General features: G+C 69.1%; 24 protein-coding genes and 1 pseudogene. 11 read left to right on the forward strand and 14 right to left on the reverse strand.

Features of this window, described 5'->3' with window-relative positions:
- Window positions 1-46: 46 nt before the first annotated feature.
- The 3 genes from ACE3OK_RS05065 (at window position 47) to ACE3OK_RS05075 (ending at window position 2,166) form a co-directional block, all read left to right on the forward strand.
- Entirely contained in the window at window positions 47-481 is a 435-nt protein-coding gene (locus tag ACE3OK_RS05065; RefSeq protein WP_374248463.1) for a rhodanese-like domain-containing protein, read from the forward strand.
- Between the two features lie 121 nt (window positions 482-602).
- A complete protein-coding gene (gene secB / locus ACE3OK_RS05070; protein WP_374248464.1) occupies window positions 603-1,127 on the forward strand; it encodes a protein-export chaperone SecB in 525 nt (174 codons plus the stop codon).
- A 10-nt stretch (window positions 1,128-1,137) separates the two neighbouring features.
- Window positions 1,138-2,166: an NAD(P)H-dependent glycerol-3-phosphate dehydrogenase gene (locus ACE3OK_RS05075; protein ID WP_374248465.1), complete on the forward strand. Its 1,029-nt coding sequence runs from the start codon at window positions 1,138-1,140 to the stop codon at window positions 2,164-2,166.
- A gap of 87 nt (window positions 2,167-2,253) precedes the next feature.
- Here ACE3OK_RS05075 and ACE3OK_RS05080 read toward each other — a convergent pair whose 3' ends face one another.
- Window positions 2,254-2,811, reverse strand: coding sequence for an Ax21 family protein (locus ACE3OK_RS05080; protein WP_374248466.1), 558 nt, complete (start codon window positions 2,809-2,811; stop codon window positions 2,254-2,256).
- Between the two features lie 147 nt (window positions 2,812-2,958).
- On the reverse strand, window positions 2,959-3,438 hold the full coding sequence (locus ACE3OK_RS05085) for a tRNA (cytidine(34)-2'-O)-methyltransferase (protein ID WP_374248467.1): 480 nt from the start codon (window positions 3,436-3,438) through the stop codon (window positions 2,959-2,961).
- A gap of 117 nt (window positions 3,439-3,555) precedes the next feature.
- Here ACE3OK_RS05085 and ACE3OK_RS05090 point away from each other — a divergent pair, with 117 nt between their 5' ends.
- From ACE3OK_RS05090 to ACE3OK_RS05110, 5 genes are all read left to right on the forward strand, one after another.
- A complete protein-coding gene (locus ACE3OK_RS05090; protein WP_374248468.1) occupies window positions 3,556-6,399 on the forward strand; it encodes a M16 family metallopeptidase in 2,844 nt (947 codons plus the stop codon).
- A 109-nt stretch (window positions 6,400-6,508) separates the two neighbouring features.
- Window positions 6,509-6,820 carry a DUF4156 domain-containing protein gene (locus ACE3OK_RS05095; RefSeq protein WP_374248469.1) on the forward strand — a complete coding sequence of 104 codons (312 nt, stop codon included), beginning with the start codon at window positions 6,509-6,511 and terminating at the stop codon, window positions 6,818-6,820.
- A gap of 93 nt (window positions 6,821-6,913) precedes the next feature.
- Window positions 6,914-7,930: a 3-oxoacyl-ACP synthase III gene (locus ACE3OK_RS05100; RefSeq protein ID WP_374248470.1), complete on the forward strand. Its 1,017-nt coding sequence runs from the start codon at window positions 6,914-6,916 to the stop codon at window positions 7,928-7,930.
- Window positions 7,931-8,134: 204 nt separating this feature from the next.
- Window positions 8,135-8,848: a glutamine amidotransferase gene (locus tag ACE3OK_RS05105; protein ID WP_374248471.1), complete on the forward strand. Its 714-nt coding sequence runs from the start codon at window positions 8,135-8,137 to the stop codon at window positions 8,846-8,848.
- 43 nt (window positions 8,849-8,891) lie between these two features.
- Entirely contained in the window at window positions 8,892-9,815 is a 924-nt protein-coding gene (locus tag ACE3OK_RS05110) for a hypothetical protein (protein ID WP_374248472.1), read from the forward strand.
- A gap of 10 nt (window positions 9,816-9,825) precedes the next feature.
- On the opposite strand, the gene ACE3OK_RS05115 is transcribed toward ACE3OK_RS05110, so the two are convergent.
- From ACE3OK_RS05115 to ACE3OK_RS05135, 5 genes and pseudogenes are all read right to left on the reverse strand, one after another.
- Complete coding sequence (locus tag ACE3OK_RS05115) at window positions 9,826-10,533, reverse strand: RDD family protein (protein WP_374248473.1); 708 nt, start codon at window positions 10,531-10,533, stop codon at window positions 9,826-9,828.
- Window positions 10,517-11,272, reverse strand: a complete 756-nt coding sequence (tatC, locus tag ACE3OK_RS05120) for a twin-arginine translocase subunit TatC (RefSeq protein ID WP_374248474.1) — start codon at window positions 11,270-11,272, stop codon at window positions 10,517-10,519. Before tatC ends, ACE3OK_RS05115 begins: the two co-directional genes overlap by 17 nt.
- Entirely contained in the window at window positions 11,265-11,570 is a 306-nt protein-coding gene (gene tatB, locus ACE3OK_RS05125; RefSeq protein ID WP_374248475.1) for a Sec-independent protein translocase protein TatB, read from the reverse strand. The genes tatC and tatB overlap by 8 nt, the downstream gene beginning before the upstream one ends.
- Before the next feature lie 18 nt (window positions 11,571-11,588).
- Window positions 11,589-11,813: a Sec-independent protein translocase subunit TatA gene (gene tatA / locus ACE3OK_RS05130; RefSeq protein ID WP_374248476.1), complete on the reverse strand. Its 225-nt coding sequence runs from the start codon at window positions 11,811-11,813 to the stop codon at window positions 11,589-11,591.
- 91 nt (window positions 11,814-11,904) lie between these two features.
- A pseudogene (locus ACE3OK_RS05135) lies at window positions 11,905-12,708 on the reverse strand (lipid-binding SYLF domain-containing protein); the annotation flags it as partial.
- A gap of 105 nt (window positions 12,709-12,813) precedes the next feature.
- Between ACE3OK_RS05135 and hemH the strand changes: the two are divergent.
- Entirely contained in the window at window positions 12,814-13,782 is a 969-nt protein-coding gene (gene hemH / locus ACE3OK_RS05140; protein WP_374248477.1) for a ferrochelatase, read from the forward strand.
- Complete coding sequence (locus tag ACE3OK_RS05145) at window positions 13,782-14,636, forward strand: alpha/beta fold hydrolase (RefSeq protein ID WP_374248478.1); 855 nt, start codon at window positions 13,782-13,784, stop codon at window positions 14,634-14,636. Before hemH ends, ACE3OK_RS05145 begins: the two co-directional genes overlap by 1 nt.
- A gap of 7 nt (window positions 14,637-14,643) precedes the next feature.
- Here the strand turns inward: ACE3OK_RS05145 and ACE3OK_RS05150 are convergent, their stop codons facing one another.
- From ACE3OK_RS05150 to ttcA, 4 genes are read right to left on the reverse strand one after another with little or no spacing between them, the layout of a single operon-like run.
- Window positions 14,644-15,150 (reverse strand): hypothetical protein, encoded by a 507-nt coding sequence (locus ACE3OK_RS05150; RefSeq protein ID WP_374248479.1) that lies wholly within the window; start codon window positions 15,148-15,150, stop codon window positions 14,644-14,646.
- Window positions 15,151-15,199: 49 nt separating this feature from the next.
- The gene (locus ACE3OK_RS05155; RefSeq protein WP_374248480.1) at window positions 15,200-15,994 is read right to left on the reverse strand and encodes a M48 family metallopeptidase; all 795 of its coding nucleotides are present in this window, start codon (window positions 15,992-15,994) and stop codon (window positions 15,200-15,202) included.
- 48 nt (window positions 15,995-16,042) lie between these two features.
- The gene (locus ACE3OK_RS05160) at window positions 16,043-16,945 is read right to left on the reverse strand and encodes a recombination-associated protein RdgC (protein ID WP_374248481.1); all 903 of its coding nucleotides are present in this window, start codon (window positions 16,943-16,945) and stop codon (window positions 16,043-16,045) included.
- An 11-nt stretch (window positions 16,946-16,956) separates the two neighbouring features.
- Window positions 16,957-17,904, reverse strand: coding sequence for a tRNA 2-thiocytidine(32) synthetase TtcA (gene ttcA / locus ACE3OK_RS05165; protein WP_374248482.1), 948 nt, complete (start codon window positions 17,902-17,904; stop codon window positions 16,957-16,959).
- Between the two features lie 54 nt (window positions 17,905-17,958).
- Between ttcA and ACE3OK_RS05170 the strand changes: the two genes are divergently transcribed.
- Window positions 17,959-18,177 carry a YdcH family protein gene (locus tag ACE3OK_RS05170; RefSeq protein ID WP_374248483.1) on the forward strand — a complete coding sequence of 73 codons (219 nt, stop codon included), beginning with the start codon at window positions 17,959-17,961 and terminating at the stop codon, window positions 18,175-18,177.
- A gap of 19 nt (window positions 18,178-18,196) precedes the next feature.
- Here the strand turns inward: ACE3OK_RS05170 and plsB are convergent, their stop codons facing one another.
- The 3 genes from plsB to ACE3OK_RS05185 form a co-directional block, all read right to left on the reverse strand.
- The gene (gene plsB / locus ACE3OK_RS05175) at window positions 18,197-20,887 is read right to left on the reverse strand and encodes a glycerol-3-phosphate 1-O-acyltransferase PlsB (protein ID WP_374248484.1); all 2,691 of its coding nucleotides are present in this window, start codon (window positions 20,885-20,887) and stop codon (window positions 18,197-18,199) included.
- Between the two features lie 76 nt (window positions 20,888-20,963).
- Window positions 20,964-23,924 (reverse strand): EAL domain-containing protein, encoded by a 2,961-nt coding sequence (locus ACE3OK_RS05180; RefSeq protein ID WP_374248485.1) that lies wholly within the window; start codon window positions 23,922-23,924, stop codon window positions 20,964-20,966.
- A 108-nt stretch (window positions 23,925-24,032) separates the two neighbouring features.
- Window positions 24,033-24,938, reverse strand: a complete 906-nt coding sequence (locus tag ACE3OK_RS05185; protein ID WP_374248486.1) for a hypothetical protein — start codon at window positions 24,936-24,938, stop codon at window positions 24,033-24,035.
- Window positions 24,939-24,968 lie beyond the last annotated feature (30 nt).

Consider the following 24,968-nt stretch of genomic DNA (forward strand, 5'->3'; position numbering starts at 1 on the left):
GACGCCTGCGGCTACAATTGCCGCCCCGTCCTGAAGGCCTGCTGCCGTGACCTTTGCCGAACTGGCCGCTTTCGCTGGCCGCAACCCCTTCCTGTCGTTGCTGCTGGGCGCACTCACCGTGGCCTTGCTGGCCAACGAAATCGTCAGCCTGCTCAGTGGCATCCGCCGGGTCGGGCCGGCGCTGCTGACCGCCATGATCAACCGCGACAACGCCCTGGTGGTGGACCTGCGCGCCAGCGGCGATTTCGAGAAGGGCCATATCGCCGGTGCCAGGAACGTGCAGATGAGCCAGTTCGACCCGGAAAACAAGGCGCTGGCCCCGGCCAGGGCGCTGCCGGTGGTGCTGGTCTGTCAGGCTGGCCAGACCGCGCAGGGCGCGGCCAGGCGCCTGCGCAAGGCCGGCTTCAGCAACGTGGCGGTGCTCGATGGCGGCATCCGTGCCTGGCAGGCGGCCGACCTGCCGCTGGTGAAGGGCCGCTGATGTCGCCGGGGGCTTGTGTTGCGCCCCCCGCGCCCCAATCTCGATCGGGTTGTGCCGGTTCGATGCGATAATCGGGCCGTTCCCTAATCTTCCGCCGCACCCGAACAGTTCTGGAGTTCCCATGTCCGATGAAACCCTGAACGGCGCCACCCCGGCCGCCGACCAGCCGCAAGGCCCGACCTTCACCGTTGAAAAGCTGTACGTGAAGGATCTGTCCTTCGAGGCCCCGAACGCCCCGCAGGTGTTCAACGAACAGGGCCAGCCGGACCTGCAGATGAAGCTCAACCAGAAGGTGCAGCGCCTGGCCGAAAATGCGTTCGAAGTGAGCCTGGGCATCACCCTGACCTGCACCCTGAACAGCAAGACCGCCTACCTGGCGGAAGTGGAGCAGGCCGGCGTGTTCGGCCTGGGCGGCATGGAAGACCAGATGCTGGACGCCATGCTGGGCATCCAGTGCCCGAACATCCTGTACCCCTACGCGGCGGCCATCATCGGCCAGCTGATCACCTCGGGCGGCTTCCCGCCGTTCCCGATGCAGCCGATCAATTTCGATGCCCTGTACGCCGAGACCCTGCGCCAGCGCGCCGAGCAGATGGGCCAGTCCGGCAACACGCTGGCCAACGCCGAAACCGCCGGCAACGCGTGATCCCAAGCGCATGACGGCGCCTGCCAAACCGAATGTCGCCGTCCTTGGCGCGGGCTCCTGGGGCACCGCGCTGGCTGCACTGATTGCCCGCCACGGCCACCCCACGGTGCTGTGGGGCCGCGATGCCGCCACCGTGGCGGCCATCGAAGGCGGCGGCGAGAATCCGCGCTACCTGCCCGGCATCGCCCTGCCGGGCGCACTGCGCGCCACCACCTCGCTGCACGAGGCGCTGGCCGTTGCCGACCTGGTGCTGGTGGTGGTGCCCTCGCACGCGTTCGCCGAAACCCTGCGCGCGCTGGCACCGCTGCGTCCGCCGCAGGCCGGCGTGGCCTGGGCCACCAAGGGCTTCGAGCCCGGCAGCGGCCGCTTCCTGCATGAGGTGGCGGGCGAGGTGCTGGGCGACGGCGTGCCGCTGGCGGTGGTCACCGGGCCCTCGTTCGCCAAGGAAGTGGCGGAAGGCCTGCCCACCGCGCTGACCGTGCATTCGGACGATGCCGGCTTCTGCCAGCAGGTCGCCGATGCGCTGCACGGCCCCGCGTTCCGCGCCTATACCGGCAACGACATGCGCGGCGCCGAGCTGGGCGGGGCGATGAAGAACGTGCTGGCGGTGGCCACCGGCGTGGCCGACGGCATGGGGCTGGGGCTGAATGCCCGCGCCGGCCTGATCACCCGCGGCCTCAACGAAATGCTGCGCCTCAACATCGCCCTCGGCGGCCGCCCGGAAACCCTGATGGGCCTCGCCGGCCTCGGCGACCTGGTGCTGACCTGCACCGGCGACCTGTCGCGCAACCGCCGGCTGGGCCTGGCGCTGGGGCGCGGCGCGTCGATCGCCGACGCGGTGCGCGAGATCGGCCAGGTGGTCGAATCGCTGCAGACCGCCGACGAGGTGATGCGGCTGGCCAATGCGCACGGCATCGAACTGCCGATCGCCGAAGGCGTGCGCGACGTGCTGCACGGCACGGTCACGCCGGCCGAAGGCCTGGCGCGGCTGATGGCGCGCGAGCGCAAGGCCGAATACCCGCAGTCGCTGTTCGCCTGATCCGCCACAGCTGCGCGGATCGCGCCGTGCGCAAAAGAAAACGCCCGGCAGTGCCGGGCGTTTTCATGTCGCAGGGTGGTGCGTCGCTTACCAGGTGAAGCGCGGGCCCACGAACCACTGGGTGTCACCGCCGTTGACCACGCGCACGTCGGCGTTCAGGCCCCAGTTCTGGTTGAACTTCACGGTGGCGCCCAGGCGGCCATAGGCCTCACCCTTCAGGTGGTTGCCGTCGGTGTAGCCCAGCAGCGCGTAACCTTCGAACTTCGGGGCCAGCGCGCCGCGCACGCCGGCTTCCACGCTGTAACCGTCGACATTGGCGCCGGCGCCGGCATCCAGCTTCTCGTAGGCGACATTGGCGACGAAGTCCACGCTCTTGTTCAGCTCGCGGTTGTAGCCGGCACCCACGCGCCACTGGTCGAAATCGATGCTGGTGTGATCGATCTTCTGGTTGGCGTATTCGGCGAACAGGTGCACGTTCTGGTGCACGGCCACCGAGCCACCCAGGGCCCAACCGTCGGCGTCCGGGCCGTTGGTGTTGGTGGCGACGTAGCCGCCCTGCACATAGTTGTAGGAGATGCCGTCGGCCGCGGAGGCGGCGAAGGGAAGGGCGGCGATCAGGGCAAGGGCAATGGCGTAACGCTTCATGGGGTTTAGACCTCTATGTCTGTTGTTTTCCGTCCAGCCGACCGGCAGGACGTGACGCAATTGTTTGCTTTTTGTTAGAACATAGCCTGAATCCGCCACTGATCGGTACAGGAATGGTTCGGGTTCGATGGTGTAAAGGCGCGCGATTCAGCCGCCACCGGCGAAACCGGCCTGCCGCCAGGCCTCGAACACCATCACCGCCACCGCGTTGGACAGGTTGAGGCTGCGGTTGTCGGGCCGCATCGGCAGGCGCAGGCGCTGCGCTTCGGGGATGCGTTCCAGCACGTCCTCCGGCAGACCGGCGGTTTCGCTGCCGAACAGGAAGGCATCGCCGTCGCGGTAGGCCGGTTGGTCGTAGCGCAGCAGGCCACGGGTGGACAGCGCGAAGACCCGGGGCGGCTGGCCTTGCCCGGCCGCGATGCCTGCCAGCGCCGCCGCCAGGTCGTCGTGCACCTGCATGCGCGCGTATTCGTGGTAATCCAACCCGGCGCGCTTGAGCTGGCGGTCATCGAGATCGAATCCCAGTGGGCGCACCAGGTGCAACTGCGCGCCGGTATTGGCGCACAGGCGGATCACGTTGCCGGTGTTGGGGGGGATTTCCGGGCGATGCAGGATGACGTGCAGCATGGCGGCATTGTAGGCCGGGCGCGGGCCGTGGCTTCCGGCCTAGTGCCTCGACCATCGGCCACGTCTATCATCGGCGGCTCGCTGTCCCTGTTCGACAGCCCCTGACTGGAGTTGCCCATGTCCCTGCTTCGCCCCGCCGCGCTGGCGCTCGCCCTTGCCTCCGCCATCACCGCCGGTGCCTATGCGCCCGCCGCCCGCGCCGCCAGCGCCCCGTCGGTCGACATCCCCTACGAGACCTTCACCCTGCCGAACGGCCTGCGCGTGGTGGTGCACACCGACCGCAAGGCGCCGGTGGTGGCGGTGAACATCTGGTACCACGTGGGCAGCAAGGACGAACCGGCCGGCCGGACCGGCTTCGCGCACCTGTTCGAGCACCTGATGTTCAACGGCAGCGAGAACGCGCCGGGCGAGTTCTTCGCCCCGTTCAAGGCCATCGGTGCCACCAACCAGAACGGCACCACCAACTCCGACCGCACCAACTACTTCGAGAACGTGCCGACCACCGCGCTGGACACCGCGCTGTGGATGGAATCCGACCGCATGGGCCACCTGCTCGGCGCGATCGACCAGAAAACCCTGGACGAACAGCGTGGCGTGGTCCAGAACGAGAAGCGCCAGGGCGAAAACCAGCCCTACGGCCAGGTGTGGGACGAGTTGGGCAAGATCATGTACCCGGCCGGCCACCCGTACCACCACAGCACCATCGGTTCGATGAACGATCTCAACGCGGCCTCGCTGGAGGACGTGAAGACCTGGTTCCGCACCTGGTACGGCCCCAACAACGCCGTGCTGGTGCTCGCCGGCGACATCGACCTGGCCACCGCCAAGGAGAAGGCGGCCCAGTACTTCGGCGACATCCCGGCCAGCCCGAGCATGGCGCAGCCGAAGGTGGACGTGGCGGCGCATACCGCCAATTCGCGCAGCGAGATGACCGACAACGTCCCGCAGTCGCGGATCTACCGGGTGTGGAACGTGGCCGAATTCGGCCAGGCCGACCTCGACCGCCTGCAGCTGCTGGCGCAGATCCTCGGCGGTGGCAAGTCCTCGCGGCTGGACAAGCGGCTGGTGCACCAGGACAAGCTGGTGGACAACGTCAGCGCCGGTGCCTACGGCTCGCAGCTCAGCAGCACCTTCATGATCACCGCGGCGGTCAAGCAGGGCGTGGACGTGGCCAAGGTGGAAGCGGCCATCGACGAGGAACTGCAGCGCCTGTTGCGTGAGGGCCCGGCGCAGGACGAACTGGACCGCGCCCGTACCGCCACCGAAGCCGGCTGGATCCGTGGCGTGGAGCGCATCGGCGGTTTCGGCGGCAAGGCCGATGCACTGGCCGAATGCGCCGTCTACCTGGGCAATCCCGGCTGCTTCCGCGACAGCCTGAAGACCCTGGCCGAGGCCACCCCGGGGGCGCTGCGCAGCGCCGGCAACACCTGGCTGGGGGCCGGCAAGGGCAGCCATACGCTGGTGGTGAACCCGGGCAAGCGGGTGGCGCTGGCCGAAGAACCCGCCGCTACCCCGGCACCGTTCCATGCCCCGGCGGTGGACGCCCGGTACAAGGTCACCGCCAGCGCCGTGGACCGCAAGGCCGGGGTGCCGATGCCCGCGCGCTTCCCGGACCTGATCTTCCCGCAGCAGCAGCACGCCACGTTGCGCAATGGCACCAGGGTGGTGCTGGCCGAGCGCCATGACATCCCGGTGGTGCAGATGAGCTATGACTTCCGTGGCGGCTTCGCCGGGGAGGCGGCGGCCAGGCAGGGCGTGGCCAGCTTCACCATGGGCCTGCTGGACGAGGGCGCGGGGGATCTGGATGCGCTGGCCTTCGCCGATCGCGCGCAGTCGCTGGGTGCCAACCTCGGCGCCAGTGCCGGCCTCGACAGCAGCAGCGCCTACCTGTCGGCACTGAAGCAGAACCTCGATGCCTCGGTGGGCCTGTTCGCCGACATGCTGCGCAAGCCGCGTTTCGAGCAGGCCGACATCGAGCGCGTGCGCGGGCAGTGGGTGGCCGGCATTCGCCAGGAGAAGGCGCAGCCGAACGGCCTCGTCCAGCGCGTGCTGCCGGGGCTGGTGTTCGGCGCCGGCCATCCGTACGCCGCGCCGCGCAGCGGCAACGGCACCGAAGCCAGCATCGCCGGCCTGACCCGTGCCGACATCCAGCGCTGGCACGACACCGCCCTGCGCCCGCAGGACGCCACCCTGGTGGTGGTCGGCGACACCACCCTGACCGAGATTCTGCCGGTGCTGGAGCAGCACTTCGGCGACTGGAAGGCGGCCGGCACGGCCGCTTCCGCCGCCAAGGTCCCGGCCGCGCCGGTGCAGCCGAAGACCCGGGTGTTCCTGATCGACCAGCCCGGTGCCGTGCAGGCCAACATCTTCGCCGCCCAGACCCTGCCCTCCAGCACCGACCCGAAGGCCGTGCAGTACGACATGGCGAACATGGTGATCGGCGGCGACTTCACCGCCCGCCTCAACATGAACCTGCGCGAGGACAAGCACTGGTCCTACGGTGCCCGCAGTGGCGCGCAGGGTGCGGTGGGGCCGCGCCTGTGGACGGCCAGCGCGCCGGTGCAGATCGACAAGACCGGCGAAGCGGTGGCCGAGATCCAGCGTGAAATCAGCGAGTACGCCAGTGGCAAGCGCCCGGCCACCGCCGAGGAAGTGGACGGCATGGAGAAGGTGCTCACCCTGACCCTGCCCGGCGCATATGAAACCGCGGCCTCGGTGATGAACACCATCGCCAGCAACGCCTTGTATGGCCGCCCGGACGACTACGTGTTCCGCCGCAAGGCCGAGATCGAGGCGATGACCCCGGCGCAGGTGAATGCCGCCGCCAAGGCCTTCAACCCGGCGGGCTTGACCTGGGTGGTGGTGGGTGACCTGTCCAAGACCGAAGCCGCGGTGCGGGCATTGAACCTGGGCGAGGTCACCGTGCTCGACGCCGACGGCAAGCCGGTGGTGAAGAAGTAAGCCGTTTCTGCACCCCCACCCCCGCACGCAGGGGTGGAGCAGTGCGCTTTTGCACGATTCAGACGCACCGGGCCACAATCCGGTGCGTTTCCTTTTGCGGATCCCGCCCATGCGCTTGCTGTCCGTACTGACGCTTGTCCCGCTGCTGGCCTTGTCCGCCTGCACGTTCGTCAAAATGGCCCCCGGGGCCCGACAGGTGCGGGTGCTGGCCAGCGCCCCCGTCGGCTGCGAGGCGCGCGGGGAAGTGGAAGTGTCGGTGACCTGGAAAGTGGGCGTGTACCAGCGCAACCCGGTACAGGTGCGTGACGAGCTGGAAACCCTGGCCCGCAACGAGGCCCCCGGCCTGGCCGCGAACGGCATCAGCCCGCTGACCCCGCCGCTGGAAGGCCGGCAGCGATGGGCGCTGTGGCGCTGCCGCTGAACCGGGTTTCATCAATACGCAACCGCATGGTGAAAGAAAGCGTTATCCTGTGCGGTTCCGGCACCCTGCTGGTGCCCGTGCGAGTGTCGTCCCATGCTGTTCCAACGCGTTGCCATCGCTGGCCTGGCCCATATCGACGCCCCGCGGCGCCTGAGTTCGGATGAAATCAACACCCGGCTGAAGCCCACGCTGGACCGCCTCGGCATCAAGACCGACGTGCTGGGCGACATCGCCGGCATCCACGCCCGCCGCCTGTGGGATGGCGACGTGCAGGCTTCCGATGCCGCCACCCTGGCCGGCGTGAAGGCCCTGGCCGATGCGGGCATCGACCCCGACAAAGTGGGCCTGCTGGTCAGCACCTCGGTCAGCCGCGACTACCTGGAGCCGTCCACCGCGTCCATCGTCAGTGGCAACCTCGGCCTGCCCGACACCTGCCAGAACTTCGACATCGCCAACGCCTGCCTGGCTTTCATCAACGGCATGGACATCGCCAGCCGCATGATCGAGCGCGGCGAGATCGAATATGCGCTGGTGGTGGACGGCGAAACCGCCGACCTGGCCTACGAGAAGACGCTGGAGCGCATGACCCGCGCCGATGTCACCGAGGAAGACTTCAAGAACGAACTGGCCACCCTCACCCTGGGCTCCGGTGCCGCCGCCATGGTGCTGGCGCGCGCCGAACTGGCCCCGGGCGCGCCGCGCTACAAGGGCGGCGTCACCCGCGCCGCCACCGAGTGGAACAAGCTGTGCCGCGGCAACCTCGACGGCATGATCACCGACACCCGCATGCTGCTGATCGAGGGCGTGAAGCTGGCCAGCAAGACCTTCGACGTGGCCAAGCAGAAGCTGGGTTGGGTGGCCTCCGAACTGGACGAATTCGTCATCCACCAGGTCAGCAAGGTGCACACCGCGGCCTTCACCAAGGCGATGGGCATCGATCCCAAGAAAGTCATGACCATCTTCGGTGAACACGGCAACATCGGTCCCGCATCGGTGCCGATCGTGCTCTCCAAGCTGCGCGAGATGGGCCGCCTGAAGAAGGGCAGCCGCGTCGCCCTGCTGGGTATTGGTTCCGGCCTGAACTGCTCGATGGCGGAAGTGGAGTGGTGAGTGCCGGCACCGCCTGAATCAATTCAGGCAAGGGCATTCTGTCGCGTCATTCCCCGCTGCCATCAGCCCCTGATGGCAGCGTGAGTGCATTGGTCGCGGGCCCGGCGCAGCCACCTGCCACCGGCCGGTGTACGCTGTCGACCGCGGGGCGGCGGGTGCATGCCCCGGCTTCCCGTTGCCCTGGACACGCTTGTGAGTTCCGCCATGCATGCCCCTTTCCTGATCCTTGAAACAGGCCAGCCCACGCCGACGATGCGCCGTCATGGCAGTTTTGCGCACTGGATCCGGGTGGCCGCCGGGCTGACGCGCGACCAGGCGGTGGTGGTGGATGTGGAGCGTGGCGATGCGCTGCCGCTGCGCGCGGGGTTTGCGGGGGTGGTGATCACCGGCTCGGCGGCGATGGTCACCGAGCACCGCGACTGGAGCGAGCGCAGCGCGCTTTGGCTGCGCGATGCCGCCCATGCCGGAATGCCGCTGCTGGGCATTTGCTATGGCCACCAATTGCTGGCGCATGCGCTGGGCGGCAGCGTCGGCAACAATCCGGGTGGGCGCGAGATGGGGACGGTCTGCGTCGACCTGCACGCCGATGCGCAGGCCGACCCGTTGTTCGCCGGCCTGCCGGCACGCTTTCCGGCGCAGGCCACCCATCTGCAAAGCGTGCTGCAGCCGCCTGCGGGGGCCACCGTGCTGGCCCACAACGCCCACGAAGCCTGTCATGCCTTCCGCTGGGGCGATGCCGCGTGGGGCGTGCAGTTCCACCCGGAATTCAGCACCACCCACATGCGCGGCTACATCCATGCCCGCAGCGATGCCCTGCGGCAGGAGGGGCGCTGCCCGCGGCAGCTGGGGCGCGCGGTCAGCGCGGCCCCGCACGCGCGTGAAATCCTGCGCCGGTTCGTGCATCACGCACGGCGGTGAACGCATCCTCCGGTATCCTGTGCGCAACTTTTCGAGGCGCATCATGGATATCCGCAGGTTGCCGGCAATGCAGGGGTTGGTGTGGTTTCGGCAGGCCATCGACCTGGGTTCGAAAAACCCGCGCGCGGTGTTCGGTGCGGCGCTGCTGCTGATCGCCAGCCTGTACATGGCGGCGTTGCTGATGGCGCTGGTGCTGGCGGCGCTGGTGGGGGGCGGTGCGGCGGCCGGCAAGACGCCGGATATCGGTCTGTTGATGGCGGTGGCCTTGCCGATGACGCTGCTGGTGATGTTTCTCGTCCCGATCCTGCTGGGTGGGTTGATGCATGTGGTGCGCGAGGCCGAAGCCGGGCGCCCGGTGCGCGCGCGCGCGGTGTTTGCGCCCTTGCGCGGCGAGCACGGCCGGCGGCTGGCATGGTTGGGGCTGGTGCAGGTGGGAATGGCGGTAGGCGGCGGCTTGCTGCTGATGGCGGCGGCCGGCAGCGGCTACTGGCGCGACTACATGCTGGCCATGCAGGCGATGGTGCAGGGCAGCACCCCGGTGTTGCCGGAGCCGCAGCATCCGGGCTTGATGTTCGTGTTGCAGATGGTGTTCAACTACTTCAACTACGGGCTGATCCTGCTGGCGATCCCGTTGATGCTGTTTTCCGGATGCGGCGTGCTGGATGCGTTGCGGCTGGCGCTGCGGGCGTTGTTGCGCAATGTCGCCGCCAACCTGCTGGCCGGTGCGCTGTTCATCGGCGCGATGCTGGTGGCCACGCTGGTGGTGGCCCTGCTGGTGACGCTGCTGGCGATGTTGGGTGGCGCGTTGCATCCGGTGCTGGGCGCGCTGCTGGCCCTGCTGGTGATGCTGGGCTTCGCCGCCGTGGTGCTGGTAGTGGTGGTGGGTGCCACCCATCTGGCCTGGCGCGATACCTTCGGCGATGCCGTGCCACCGAGCATGGCGACGGTGCACGTCTTCGAAGCCTGAGGGCGGCCCGTCAGAGCGGGCCGAGGGCCTGCGCCATGGCCGCCTGCATCGCCCCTTGCGCGGCGTGGTACAGCCATGCGGCGGCCACCACCAGCAGCAATGCCTGCAGCGCCAGCCAGGCCCGCGCCCAGCGCGGCACGGGGCGGGGCGGGGACGTGGCCAGCACCCGGGTGCGGCTGAGGTGGTCGTGCAGCGCCAAGTGCGGCGGCCAGCCGGCCATCGCATGACCGAAGTTGAGGGTGAGCCAGGACAGGCCGCTGGCCAGGAAGCGCAGCAGCACCCGCCGCCATGACAGGCGCGCGCCCCCGGCGTCGACCACGCGCAGCCCCAGTGCGCGCTTGCCGGGCGTGGCCTGCCAGGCCGAGGTTTCGAACAGCCAGGTCCACGGCAACGCCAGCCCGGCGTAGAGCAATGGCGGTATCAGCAGCAGCTGCGTCAGTGCGCTTTCAAGCTGGTCGATGTCGGCCCGCAGGCGCGGGTCCGCCAGGGCCGACCCTGCCAGCTGCAGGGGGGGCTGCCCTTGCACCAGTGCGTTGTCGAGCAGTTTGAACATGGCGATGCACAGGGCCTGCCACGCCGCATCGGCCTGTCCCAGCGCTTGCCGCAGCGGGCCCGCCCCCAGCAGCCACAGCAGCGGCAGCAGGCAGGCGGCATCCAGCGACCACGCCAGATAGCGCGGCAGCAGCCGCGCCGGCGCAAGCTCAGACGGCGGCGTCATCACGGTGCGGCCTGGGCGTCACCAGTGTTGCGGCGATGATCCCGGCCTCGTACAGCAGGCACATCGGGATCGCCAGCATCAATTGGCTGACCACATCCGGCGGGGTCAGCACGGCGGCGATGATGAAAATGCCGACGATGGCGTAGCCCCGGCCTTCGCGCAGCTGTGCCGGGGTCACCCAGCCCAGCAGGGCCAGGATCACCAGTGCCACCGGCAATTCGAAGGCGAGCCCGAACGCCAGGAACAGCACCAGCACGAAGTCGAGGTAGGCGCTGATGTCGGTCATCATGGCCACCCCATCCGGCGTCACCCGTGTCAGGAAACCGAACACTGCCGGCAGCACCAGGAAATACGCGAACGCGCAACCGGCGTAGAACAGCAGCAGGGCCGAGCTGAGCAGCGGCAGCGCGAGGCGTCGTTCGCGCTTGTACAGCCCCGGGGCGACGAACGCCCACAGCTGGTAGAGCAGCCACGGCATCGCCACCAGCAGCGCCACGAAGAACGCCAGTTTCATCGGCGCGAAGAACGGGCTGGCCACCTGCGTGGCCACCAGCGTGCCGCCGGCCGGCAGCTTGGCCAGCAACGGGCGTGCAAGGTAGCCGTACAGCGTGTTGGCCAGCGGCAGCAGTGCCACCAGCACCAGCCCCAGTCCGGCGAACGCGCGCAGCAACCGCGCGCGCAATTCCAGCAGGTGCGCGATCAGCGGGCGCTCGGCGTCGTTGTGGCCACCTTCAGCCATCGTGGCGGGCCTGGTCGGCGTCGTGCTTCACGGCCGGCGTGGTGGGCGGTGCCTGGGTGGCTTCGCGCAGTTGCGCCTGCGCCTGCTCCAGCGCCTGCCGGCTTGCGTGCAGGCTGCGCTGCAACTCTTCATGCGCCAGTTCCTGCTCCAGCTCGTTCTTCATCGAATGCCAGTAGGCACGCGCGCGGCGCGCCCACAGGCCGGCGAAGCGGGCGGCCTTCGGCAGCCGCTCGGGGCCCAGCACCACCAGCGCCACCAGGGCAACGACCAGCATCTCGCCGAGTGAGAAATCGAACATCGGCCGTGCCCGCCCGGATCAGCGGGCGACGTCGTCGCGGTGGTCTTGCTGTGCCTGGGACGCCGTCGACTGCTCGTTGCCGAGTTGCGGTGCCGGCTTGTCGTCGTCGCCGTTCATGCCTTTCTTGAACTCATGCACGGCCTTGCCGAGGTCGCGCGCGCCCGTGGTCAAGCGCTTGGTGCCGAACACCAGCAGCACGATGAGGAGCACGATCAACCAGTGCCAGATGCTGATGCCGCCCATGATTGCGTCCGTGGAGGAAGGAGGAGACTGCGGATTCTACTTGGAACACGGCGCCCGCCCGAAGTTCCCGCCCCCGCCTGCAGGTTCAGCGGGTGGGGGGCAGTGGCGTGGTGGTGGCGGGGGTGTCGTTGCCCAGCGGTTGCGGGGTGCTGGCACCGGGGGTGGCGACGGGTGCCGGATTCGGGTTGGCGCGCTGGCGGGCGTAGCGGGCCGCTGCGGTGGCTTCCTCGAGGCTGTTGCGGAATGCGGTGATGGCGGCCGAAGGCGCTTGCGGGGCGCGGCCTTCGAAGATCATCCGCGGGGTGGCGTCCTGGCCGTAGGCGGTGCGGTTGGCGCCGTTGTCGATCGACAGCACCGCGCCATCCAGCGCCACCCCGGCGAACAGCCCGCGCGCGCGCGACCACGACCAGATTTCGGCCTTCATCGCGCCATCGGTGGCGGCGGCGGCATTGCGGCCCACCGGGCCGGCGGCCACCCCGGCATCGGCACCGAGGGTGATCTTGCCGTTCATGATGTTGTCCAGCCCGCGCTGGCTGCGGAACACCAGGATCACGTCGGCCGACTGCACCCCGGCCTGGAAGCCGAAGCTGGCGCCGGACAGTTTCACGAACACCGGGTTGGACCAGGTGCCATCGGCACTCTTCACCGACATCAGGCCCAGCCCGTGGCGGCCGCCGAACATGAAGCTGGCCTTGATGGTGTCGGGCACCACCACGATCGCGTGCGCGTCATCCAGCAGGCGGTCGGGAATGGACGCCTCGGGGATGGCCTGGATCTGCCGCACCACCCGCACGGCGTCGTCGGCACGGACATCCTCGCGGGCACCAGCGGCAACACCGCCGGCGGCAAGCAGGACGGCAAGGGCAAGGGCGAGGCGGCGCGGGGTGGCGGTCATCGTGGACTCCGGATTGGCGGGGGCGATGCCGCATCGTGGCGCGGCAGCCATGAATCGATCTTAAGCCGTTGCGGCAATCCGTGCGACGCATGCCATCCTATCGGCATGCAGATGCCCAATGACACCGCCCCAGCCCTGGTGCTGGTCAACCTCGGAACCCCGGCGGCACCCACCGCCGCTGCGGTGCGCCGTTACCTTGCGCAGTTCCTGCACGACCGCCGGGTGGTGCAGCTGACCCGCTGGCTGTGGTGTCCGTTGTTGCACTTCGTGATCCTGCCGCTGCGCAGCCCGAAGGTGGCACACAAATATGCGCAGATCTGGATGGAAGGCGGGTCGCCGTTGGCGGTGCATACCGAGGCGCTGTCCGGTGCGGTGGCCGAACGCCTGCCGGGCTGGCGTGTGAAGCACGCGATGCGCTACGGCGAGCCGTCGGTGGCATCGGTGTTCGATGCCCTGCGCGCCGAGGGCGTGCGGCAGGTGCGGGTATTGCCGTTGTATCCGCAGTATTCCACCACCACCACCGCCAGCGTGGCCGATGCGGTCGCTGCCGCGGCGGGCGACCTGCGGGTGGAGTTGCTGCACGACTACCACGCCGATGCCGGCTGGGCCGCGGCGGTGGCCGCGGCGATCCGCACGCATTGGGACACCCACGGCCGCGGCGAGCGCCTGCTGCTGTCCTTCCACGGCATCCCGCAGCGGCTGGTGGACCAGGGCGACCCGTATGCGACGCACTGCGAGGGCAGCGTGGTGGCCATTGCGCAGGCGCTGGGCGTACCCCGCAAGGACATCGTGCTGGCGTTCCAGTCGCGTTTCGGTCGCGAGCGCTGGCTTGCGCCTTCCACCCAGCAAACGCTGGAAGCACTGGCGCGCGAGGGCGTGCGCAGCGTGGACGTGGCCTGCCCGGGGTTCGCGGTGGATTGCCTGGAAACGCTGGAGGAAATCGCCTTGCAGAACGCCGAGGCCTTCCGTGCGGCGGGTGGCCAGGCGCTGCGCTACATCCCCTGCCTGAACGCCACGCCCGTGCATGCCGACGTGCTGGCGGCGTTGGCACGGGCCGAGGGCGGATGGGCGTGATGCAGGACACCGGCTTCGATCTCCCGCAGGGGCGGGTGGCCGCTTTGCGCAATGGCGGCAGCGGGCCACGCGTACTGGCCCTGCATGGCTGGCTGGACAACGCCGCCAGCTTCGTGCCGATGGCACCGTACCTGCGCGATCTGGACCTGGTGGCGCTGGACCTGCCCGGCCACGGCCACAGCGCGCATGTGCCGGCCGGCGCCGAGTACGGCTTCCCGGGGGCGTTGGCGACGGTGCTGGACGTGGCCGATGCCCTGGGGTGGGAGTCGTTTGCGCTGCTCGGGCATTCGATGGGGGCCGGCATCGCCAGCCTGCTGGCCGCCGCCTGCCCGGCGCGGGTCGAGCGGCTGCTGGCGATCGAAATGCTGGGCGCGCTGGCCGAAGAGCCGGCGCGCACCGCGCGCCGCATGCGCGAGGCGGTGGCGGCGCAACGTGCGGGCGTGGGCAAGCGGCTGCGCGTGTTTCCCGACGTGGACACCGCCGTGCGCGCGCGTCTGCACGCCGGCCGCGTACCCGGCAGCGGGCTGGACGAAACACTGCTGCGGCTGCTGGTGGAGCGCGGGTTGCAGCCGGTGGCGGGCGGCTGGGCGTGGCGGTCCGACCCGCGCTTGCTGCTGCCCACCTTCGCGCGCCTGACCACCGCGCAGGTCGACGACGTGCTGGCGGCGGTGGAATGCCCGACGCTGGCGGTCTTCGCCGACCCCGCCCAGCCCTACCTGCCGGATGCCGAGCGCCGTCGGCGCGTGGCGTTGCTGCCGCAGGGCCGGATGCTGCTGCTGCCCGGTGGCCACCACCTGCACATGCAGCAACCGGCGGTGGTGGCGGCAGCGGTGGTCGACTTCCTGCGCGGCTGAGCGCGGTTTATTCCTTGTTGCCGGTGCGGATGGCCAACTGGGTGCCGCCGTTGTCGTCCTTGGCCAGCTGGTAGAACACCTGGCGCTTGTCCTTGCTGAACATCAGCGTGCTGCCATCGTCGGACTGCATCGCCATTTCCCGCTTCCAGCCGCCGGATTGCATCGCCTTGTCGGCATCGGCATAAACCATGGCCACCGCATCGGGGCTGCTCAGGTTGACCATCTGCATGCCGGCCATGTCCATCACCGTGGTGACCCGGTGCTTGCCGGGCAGGTAGATGTCGGCGGGGAAGCCTGCCGGCAGCGCCACGTTGCCGTCGGCGGCGGCGGCCACGTGCAGGTCGCCCTGTTCGGTCTTGATGGTGACGTCGTTGCCGTTCTTGTCCACTTTCGCGCCGGTGGCTTTTTCCACTGCGGCCTGCACGGCTGCGTCGCGCGCCTTCTGGCAGGCCGGCAGGGCGATGAGGGTGGCGACCAGGGCAAGGCCGAGCAAGGGGCGGGGGTGGGCGAACATGGGCGAGCTTTCCGAAGTGTCTTGCAGGCGTACAACGTGCCCGGCGCGGTCAACCGGCCAACAGGTGCCGCAAGCGGCCCTTCAGCACGCGACCTTCGCTGCGCAGGAAGCCGCGCTGGTCGCGCCACCCCGGGAAGCGCGCCTCCACTTCGCTCCAGAAACGCGCCGAGTGGTCGGCATGCAGCAGGTGGCAGAGCTCGTGCACCAGCACGTACTCGAACGCCGCAGGCGGCCCCAGCAGCAATGCCAGGTCCAGCGCCAGGGTGCCGTCGGGGGCCAGCGAGCCCCACAGCGACGAGGTGCGCTTGAACACGATGCGGCGTGGCGGGCGCGGCAAGCCAGGCAGGTATTTCGGCAGCCAGCGCCCGGTGTCGGCGCGGCCCTGGGCTTCGTAGAAGTCCTGCAATGCGCGGCGCAACGCGGCATCGCCGGCATGGGCGGGCGACGTGAACCGCAGGCCGCCGGCATCGAGTTCCAGCCGGGTGGCGCGCCCGCTTGCCCAGCGCAGTGGCCACTCATCACCGCGCAAGGGCAGCGCCGGGGTGATGTCGCGCAACAGGCCGCTGCCATTGGCGACCGCTTGCGTGTGCAGTTGCGCCGCCAGCCAGTGGCGGTGTTCGTGCAGGAAGCGTTGGCCGTCGAGGGCGCTGGCGCGCAGCGGCAAGGTCAGTCGCGCGCCGCGTTCGTCCACCGACAGCTTGATCCGCCGCGCGCGCGGATCGCGCACCCGCAGCAGTGCGATGCAGCGGCCATCCTCCAGCTCGACATCGATGTGCTCGCGCAGCGGCGCGGCCGCTTTCGGTGCCGTGCGCGAGGGGGAGAGCAAGCGGAACAGCGAGCGCATGGGGTGATTCTAAGCGGTGGCTTCCCCCGCTGCTGCGGGGGCGCGGCGTCACTCCGCCTTGCTGAGCTTGAACGCGCTCTCCAGCACCGCGAACAGGCGCTTGAACTCGCCGGTCATCAGTGCGAAGCGGGCTTGCAATTCGGCCACGATGTCGTCGCTGTCGGAAGCTTCCATCTGGTCCACCGCGCCGTCCAGCAGCTTGAACTTGCGCACGATCAGGTCTTCGCCGATCACGAAGCTCACATGGTCGTCCAGCACCAGCGCCAGCCGCGTGCACTGCTTGCCCGCTTCCAGATGTTTGTTGATTTCATCGCCCACCAATTCCATGCGCTGGATCTTCACCATCGCGCCGGTGTCGGTGGGGTCGCGCAGCTCGCACTCGTCGCCCAGCGCCAGCCCGTCGGGCAGCGCGTCGCCGGCCAGCCAGCCGGTGAGGATGGCGCGCGGCGCCACTTCGGCGTTCAGCGGCAGCGCCGGGAAGCTGCCCAGCGCGCGGCGCACTTCCGACACCACCGACTCGGCCGACTTGCGCGAGGAGGTGTCGACCGCCATCACGCCCAGGCTGCCGTCCAGCAGGGCGTCGCTGCGCACCGGGCGCACGAACGCGCGCGGCAGCAGCTCGGTGATCAGCTCGTCCTTCAGCCGCTTGCGGGTGCGGCCGCCGGGTTTGCGGCCTTCCTTCTCCTCGATCGCGGCCAGCTTCTTCTGCAGCAGGTCGTTGACCACCGCGCCGGGCAGCAGCTTGTCCTCGCCACCCACGGTGAGCCAGCGCGCGCCGTCGCACAGGTGCTGGAAGCCGTCGTGGTGCTGGCCCATCGGCGCGACGAAGCCGCGCGAGGAGAGTTCCAGCGGACCGACCGGCTTGAGCGCGCATTCGGCCAGCTGCGGTTCGAGGTCGGACAATTCCAGCGAGGTGGGGAAGCGGAACAGGGTCAGGTTGCGAAAGAACATCAAGATTCCAATCAGGATTTGAGGATGTCCAGCCCGTCGTGGTTGGCGATCGGGCGGGACGGCAGGGCGATGGGTTCGTGCTGTATCGGCGCGCCGGCCAGCCACGCATGTGCGTCGGGCAGCGCCGCGTCGCCGCGCTTGCCGAGGGCGAGGAAGTCGAACAGCGTCGGGTCGCTGAGCTGCGACGGGCGGATGTCGCCCAGCGCGCGCGCCATGGTCTCGATGCGGCCGGGCGTCTCCTTCTCCCACTGCGCCAGCATCTTCTTGACCTGCTTGCGCTGCAGGTTCTCCTGCGAGCCGCACAGGTTGCAGGGGATGATCGGGAAGCCCTTCGCCTCGGCGTAGGCTTCGATATCGTCCTCGCGCACGTAGGCCAGCGGGCGGATCACCACGTGCTTGCCGTCGTCGCTGAGCAGCTTGGGCGGCATGCCGCTTAGCTTCGCGTGGAAGAACAGGTTGAGGAAGAAGGTGTTGACCAGGTCGTCGCGGTGGTGGCCCAGCGCGATCTTGGTGAAGCCGTGCTGCTCGGCGTAGGTGTACAGCGCGCCGCGGCGCAGCCGCGAGCACAGCGAGCACATGGTCTTGCCTTCCGGGATCACCCGGCTGACCACCGAGTAGGTGTCCTGCTCGAGGATGTGGAAGTCCACCCCGATCGAAGACAGGTAGTCCGGCAGCACGTGCTCCGGGAAGCCCGGCTGCTTCTGATCCAGGTTCACCGCGGTGATGCTGAAATCGACCGGCGCTTTTTTCTGCAATTGCAGCAGCACGTCCAGCATCGTGTAGCTGTCCTTGCCGCCGGACAGGCACACCATCACCTTGTCGCCATCCTCGATCATGCCGAAGTCGGCGATCGCGCGGCCCACCTGGTGGCGCAGGCGCTTGGCCAGCTTGTCGGCTTCGTGCTTGTGGCGCGGGGCCCCGGGCATGGGCGGCGGCAGGGGGGTGTGGGAAGTGTGCATGGCCTCGCCATTTTACCTGCCGCCGGGGGCCTGCCGGCGCGTTATGCTGCGCGCATGAACCAGACTCAGGATCCGGCCGAACTGGCCCGCATGGCGCGCCGCGTGGTGGAGCTGCGGCAGGAGCACCGCGACCTGGACGACGCCATCGACCGCCTGCAGGCGGATATCCAGGCCGACGAGCTGATGCTCAAGCGGATGAAGAAACGCAAGCTGCTGCTGAAGGATCAGATTTCCTGGCTGGAGAACGTGCTGATCCCGGACGAGCCGGCTTGAGCCGGCATCCCGGCGTTGGTCATTCCGCCGGGGTTTGCGTTTCCACCGCCGGGATCTCGCCGGTGCTGCGGCTGGTATCGGGGCTGATTTTTTCGATGGTGGCGCGCAATTCGCGGCCCAGTATCACGCGGGCATCCTTGGCCCAGGCCTTCAGGCGGTCGTCGAACATCAGCTTGCTGGTGTCGGGGTTGGGCCAGACCAGCTTGAGCTCGCGCAGCTTCTGGATGAAGCTGCGGAACAGCGATTTGTCGAAGAACTCCGGTGCCGCCGGGGCGTACAGCAGCGACAGCCGTTGCGCGGTGAGGTGGCACAGGCTTTCCAGCTCCCCCGCGCCCAGCGTGCCCGCGCCGTTCTTCACCAGCACCGCGATGGCGATGTAGTAGCGCTCGAACGCCTGTTGCAGGGTGTGGCCCAGCGCACGCAGGCGGAACACCTCGTCGCTCTGGCCGGCATTGCGCTGCAGGATGCCGCCGTCTTCCTCGCTGACCTGTTCCAGCAGGCCCTCGCGGATGAACACCTCGATGGTGCGGTCGATGCGCGCGGCGAAACCGTCCTCGTCCCAGGGCAGGAACAGTTCCGCCTGCAGGAACGGATACAGGGTGCGGCCGATCTGCTGCAACTGGCGGCGGCCCATGCGGCGGTTGTTCTGGAAGCACACCGCGATCCACGCCGAGGCGGTGAACAGGTGCAGCACGTTGTTGCGGAAATAGCTCAGCAACACCGCGTTGTCGCCCTCCACCCCCAGCACGTCGCCCAGTGGATGGGCGGTGCGGGAGATCAGGCCGATCTCCTCGCCGTGGGCGATGATCTGCTCCGGCGAATGCGGGGTCACCGTCACCCAGTCGGAATACGGCACCTCCGCCAGCAGGGTCTTGGACAGCGCGATCTGCGCGCGCAGGTCGGCTTCGCCCATCGCGTGCTTGGGCGTGGACAGCAGTGCCAGCGCCAGCAGGTTGATCGGGTTGACGTCGGCGGCGCGGTTGACGTGGGTCTGGATCTTCAGCGCCAGCGCGTCGACGGTGCGTGCGAACCAGGCCGGCTTGTCGTCGTCGCCCACCGGCTGGCCGTCCCACTCCGGTGCGTGCTCGGCCAGGATCTCGCGCAACTGGATGCGTTCGCCGAAGTTCACCACCACCTGGCCGTAGTTGCTGCGCAGCACCTTGGGGATGCCGGCCAGCAGCTGCCAGATGGATTCCTTTTCCTTCGGCTTGCCGGACAGCTCGTCGAGGTAGCTGCGGCCTTCCATCAGCTTCTCGTAGCCGATGTAGACCGGCTGGAACAGCAGCGGCCGGGTCGGCTGGCGCAGGTAGGCGCGCACGGTCATCGCCAGCGAGCCGCCCTTGGGCTGCAGCAGCCGGCCGGTGCGCGAGCGCCCGCCCTCGATGAAATACTCGATGGAATAGCCGCCGGCGACGAGCTGTGCCATGTATTCGCGGAACACCGCGGAGTACAGCGCGTTGCCCTTGAAGCTGCGGCGCGCGAAGAACGCGCCGCCCTTGCGCAGGATGGTACCGACCACCGGCAGGTTGAGGTTGATGCCGGCGAAGATGTGCGGGGCCACCACGCCGTGGCTGTAGAGCAGGTAGCTCAGCAGCAGGTAGTCCATGTGGCTGCGGTGGCTGGGCACGTAGACCACTTCGTGGCCCGGCGCCTCCTGCTTGAACTGGTCGAGGTGGTGCACCAGCACGCCGCGGTAGATGCGGTTCCACACCGAGGTCAGCATGAAGCTGAGCGAGCGCACTGCGGTGTTGGAATAATCGGCGGCGATTTCCCAGAAGTAGGCGTTGGCCTTTTTCCAGGCGTCTTCGGGCTTGCTCTTGTCGCGCCGGGCCTGGTCGGCGATGGCGTCTTTCACCGCCGGTGCCGACAGCACCTGTTCGGCCAGCATGCGGCGGGTGGACAGGTCGGGGCCGATCACCACCTCGCGCACGCGGCGGAAATGCATGCGCAGCACCCGCGACACCTTGCGTACGGCGCGTTCCGGCGGCAGGTCTTCGACCAGGGTTTCGCGCACCGACATCGGCGCGGCGAACTGCACCAGGGTGTCGCGGCCGTTCAACAGGATCGCCAGCAGGCGGCGGAAGCGGCCCACCAGCGTCCAGTTTTCCGAGAACAGCACCGAGAACCAGCCGCTGGTGCGCTTGGGGGCCTGGCCCACGAAGATCGACACCGGCACCAGTTGCACGTCCAGTTCCGGCTTGTCGCGGTGCGCCTGCAACAGCCGCGCCAGCGACCCGGAATGGGTCTTGTGCTCGGCACCCGGCAGCAGACCCAGGGCATTGGTATGGCGCCGCGACAGCGCCACGTAGGCGCGCTTGCGGCCCAGCGGCACGCCGGGCATGGGCTGCAGCGGCGGCGGCAGGCCGGCCTCGCGGCAGGCGCGGGCCAGGATCAGTGCATTGGACAGGCCGTAGTCTTCCAGCACGTAGCAGATCGGCCGTGCCGGGTCGAAGGTCGGCTGGGTACCGGCATCGATGTCCAGCGTCAGCCAGGGCTTCAGCAGCCGGCCGAGGGCGCGAGCCCACAGCGGGACGGATGCGCGCGGCGGCGGCGGGGCCAGCGGGGACGTGCCGGCGACGTGGGCGTCGGTGGCGAGGAAGTCCGGAAGCGGCAGCGGTTCGGCGGGCGCGCCCGGTGCCGCCACGGAGGCGTCGGTGGGGGCGGGGGCGTCGAACAAGCTGGCCTGGGACGGGGTCTGGCGGTTCTGCATCCGGGCCATTATGGCCGAGTGGGGCATGGGCTTCAGACGCGGGCGGGGTCGACAGGTCGAATTAGCGTGAAAGGGGTCACGCTTTTGCCGCGTCGGCACCCCATTCCAACGCCGGGGCCGGGCGCCCGAACAGGAAGCCCTGCGCATGTGCGCACCCCATCGCCAGCAGCGCCTGCCGCTGGGCTTCGGTTTCCACGCCTTCGGCCACCACCCCCAGCGCCAGCGAGCGGGCCAGGCTGAGCACGGCTTCGATCACCGCCATGCTGCGGCGTTCCTCCGCCTGCCCGAGGTCGCGGATGAACGAACGGTCGATCTTGATCATCTTCAGCGGGAACCGGTGCACGTAGCCCAGCGAGGAATAGCCGGTGCCGAAATCGTCCAGCGCGGCACCGATCAGCGCGTCCTGCAGGCGTTGCAGGATGCGCGCCACCGCTTCCGGGTCGGCCAGCAGGGTGCCTTCGGTGACTTCGACCCGCAGCCGGTCGGGCGGGAAGCCGGTGTCCTGCAGCAAGGCCAGCAAACGCTGGTCGAAATCCTCGTACTGGAAGTGCCGGGGCGAGATGTTGAGGGTCAGGAACTCGCCTTCGCGCACGAAGTCGCGCGCGGCCTGGCAGGCGATCTTGTACATGTGCCAATCGATGGCCTCGATCAGCCCGCTCTCTTCGGCCACCGGCAGGAAATCGCCCGGGGTGAGCAGGCCGCGGCTGGGATGTTGCCAGCGGATCAGCGCCTCGTAGCCGACGATGCCGGCATCGTCGAGCCGCACGATCGGCTGGAAATAGGGCCGGAATTCACCCGCGTGGAGCGCATTGCGCAATTGCAGCTCCAGCTCCAGCACGCTCATCGCGGTGTTCTGCTGGACTTCGTCGAACAGCACGAAGCGCTGGCGTCCGGTGGCCTTGGCGCGGTACAGGGCGACGTCGGCGTCGTGCAGCATCTCGTCGATGGTCTGGTAGCGCTCGTGGCCGATGGCGATGCCGATGCTGGCCGAAGCCTGCAAGGCGTGGTCGCCCACCTGGATCGGCTCCTGCATCCGGTTCTGGATGCGCTGGGCGATCTTGCAGGCGGTGCCGGGCTGGTTGCCCTCTTCCAGCAGGATCGCGAACTCGTCGCCGGACAGCCGCGACACGATGTCGGGGCCGCGCACGCATTCCAGCAGCCGGCGCGAGAATTCGCGCAGCACGGCATCGCCGGCCTGGTGGCCGAGGCTGTCGTTGAACAGCTTGAAGCGGTCGACGTCGAGGTAGAGCAGGGCAAAGCTGTTGCGGGTGTTGCGCTGCTTGCTGGACAGCGCGCGCTCCAGCCGATCGCGCAGGTACAGGCGGTTGGGCAGGCCGGTCAGCGGGTCGTGCATGACCTGGTGCTTGAGCTGGGCTTCGACCTGTTCGCGCACCGAGATCTCGCGGCGCAGTTCGCGGGTCCGCGCCTGCACACGCTGTTCCAGTTCGGCATTGAGGGTGTGCAGGGCTTCGGCGTGGCGGCGGCGCTGCACGCTGTTGGCGATCTGGTGGGCGACGAAGGTCAGCAGCTCGGCGTCCTCGCTGCTGTACACCAGGTCCGGCCGGTAGCTCTGCACCACCACGAGGCCCATCACCCCGTCCGCGCCCAGCAGCGGCGCGCCCAGCCAGCACACCGCGGGGGTGCGGCTGGCGTGGTGGCTGGCGTCCATTTCCCCCGCGGCCACGAGGTCACGTACGCCCTGGTCGTCGATCAGCAGCGTCCGGCCGCGGCGCAGTGCGTACTCGCTCAGGCCGCGGCCCAGCGCACGATCGCCGCGCTCGTCGCCGGCCACGTCCACCGAATAGGGGATCTCCAGCTGGCTGCCGTCGGCCGACAGCAGCGCGATGTAGAAATTCTCGGCGTAGAGCAGCTCGCCCACCGCCTGGTGCAGGCTGCGGTAGAAATCCTCGTCGCGCTCCTGGTTGTTGGCCAGCGCCGCAATCTTGTAGAGCGTGGCCTGCAGATGCGCGGCGCGTTCGCGCTCGGCGATCTGCTCCTGCAACTGCCGGTTGGCGGCGGCCAGCTCGCGGGTGCGGTCGGCCACCAGGCGTTCCAGCTCCTCCTGGCCGCGCTTGCGTTCCAGCGCGGTGAGCACGTGTTCGGCCACGAACGACAGCACGGCAAGGTCGGACTGGGTGTAGGCAATGCCCTCGCGGTAGCTCTGCACCACCAACGCACCCATCGCCTGGCCGTTGCGCAGCATCGGCACGCCCATGAAGTCCACCGACGGCGTTCCCACCGCGTCTTCCTGCGGCAGGCCCAGCATGGCGGCGACTTCCTCGGAGGGCCCGCGGACGGCACGACCGTGGCGGATCAGCGCCAGGGTGATGCTGCCGCCCATCTGCGCCGCCGGGATTTCGAAATCCGGGTCGTACATGCCGTTGTCCATTTCGTCGACGAAATAGATGAAGCGCAGGCTGTCGCGCAGGCGGTCGTACAACGCGATGTAGAAGTTCTCGGCATACATCAGCTTGCCGATGATCTGGTGCAGGCTGCGCAGCAGGGTCTGCATGTCGCGGTCGGAGGCGGCCATGTCGGCGATCGCGAACAGGGCATGCTGCAGCTGCTCGGCCTGTTCCAGGTCCTTCACCGACTCTTGCAGGCGGCGGATCGAGAACAGCTCGGACAGCCGCCGGCCCGCCAGCGCCAGCAGCCGGTGGGGGGCGGGTTCCAACTTGTCCAGCGCGCCGCGCGGCGTCAGCAGGGCGGCACCGGCATCGGCCGCGCCGGGCGGCAGCAGGCGGACATCGGGGGCCTGGGCGGACTCCAGCGGACGCCCCGAGAAGGCCGCCACGGTGGCCTGCACGTGGTCCGGTTGGCGGGCCTCGGGGGGCTCGAACAGCAATTCGCCATGGTCGGTCCAGACCACGGCGGTGGCCGGCCGGTCGCAATCCCGCAGGCCGCGCAGCAGGGCGGTGGCGACGTCGCGTACCTCGGTGGCGGCCAGGATCGACAGCCCGGCGGCAGCGAAGCCGCTGCCGGAGTCGGCTGCCGCGGGGGGTGCGTCTGCTTGTCTCGCCTGCCGAAGATCACTCATGCCCGGACCCTGTGCTGATGCATGCCATTGCAGCCACGAGCCGGGGGATGCACGAGGCATGTCCCGGAGTATATCGACCGGCCGGCGCAATCCTGTTGCCGGCGCGCCTCATCTTGCGCGTTCGGCCAGCGATTGGGTGGCGTGGCGCACGTAATCGGCCAGGTACCAATGGCCGTCGATGCGGACCGCCGGCAGCACCGCATCCACCGGTCGCCCGGCCAGCCGGTATTGCAGGCGCAGCCGGGCGGTATCGCCGGTTTGTTCCAGCAGGCTCACGTGCAGGTCGCGCAGGCTGGCATCCAGGTCCAGCCCGTATTGCTGGCGCAGCTGCGCCAGCAGGGTGGCGAAGAAGGGGGAGAGCCGGTTCAGGCTCTGGGTCATGCCGAAGCCTGCGAAAGCGGCGTTGCCGGCCCTGCCGTCGATGCCGCTGCGGTTGGCGGCGGCGGCCAGCGTGGTGAAGAAGCGCTGCGCGCGCCTGGGGTCGGCCAGCGGGGCGCGCAGGGCCCATGCACCGACCGCGGCGATGGCCTGGCTGGTGTGATCGCGTTCGTCGGGGGTGTAATCGGGGTCTTTCTGCACGTAGCCGGTACCGAACACCGTCAGCGTGCGGATGGCCTGGTCGATGTCGGCGTCGGCGCCGGCGAATTGCTTGCGGAACGTGGTCAGCAGCGCCTTGTCGGCGGCCGGCGCTTGCAGGGCCGCCAGCAGGCGCGGGATGCGTGCATCCAGTGGCAGCTCGTCCAGCGGCCAGCGGCTGCGGCCACTGCGCCAGCCTTCCTGCAGCTGTGCATGCAGGGCCGGCGGTACCGCCAGCTGTGCAAAGCCGGCACCGTCGCGGGCCAGCAGGCGGTCGCGCAGCACATAGGCCGCATCCACCGGCCGGTTGGCCGGTTGCAGCTGCGCATCGTCGTGCCGCGCCGACGGTGCGGCGCCCGGCCCGGGCCCCGGCTGGCAACCCGGCAGGCCGGCCAGCAACAGGCCCAGCCCCAGCCCGGGCAGGCAGGCGGTCAACATGCGGGAAAGGGGCCGGGGTGCCATGCGCGG

The sequence above is a fragment of the Thermomonas sp. genome (genome assembly GCF_041905325.1).
GTDB lineage: Bacteria > Pseudomonadota > Gammaproteobacteria > Xanthomonadales > Xanthomonadaceae > Thermomonas.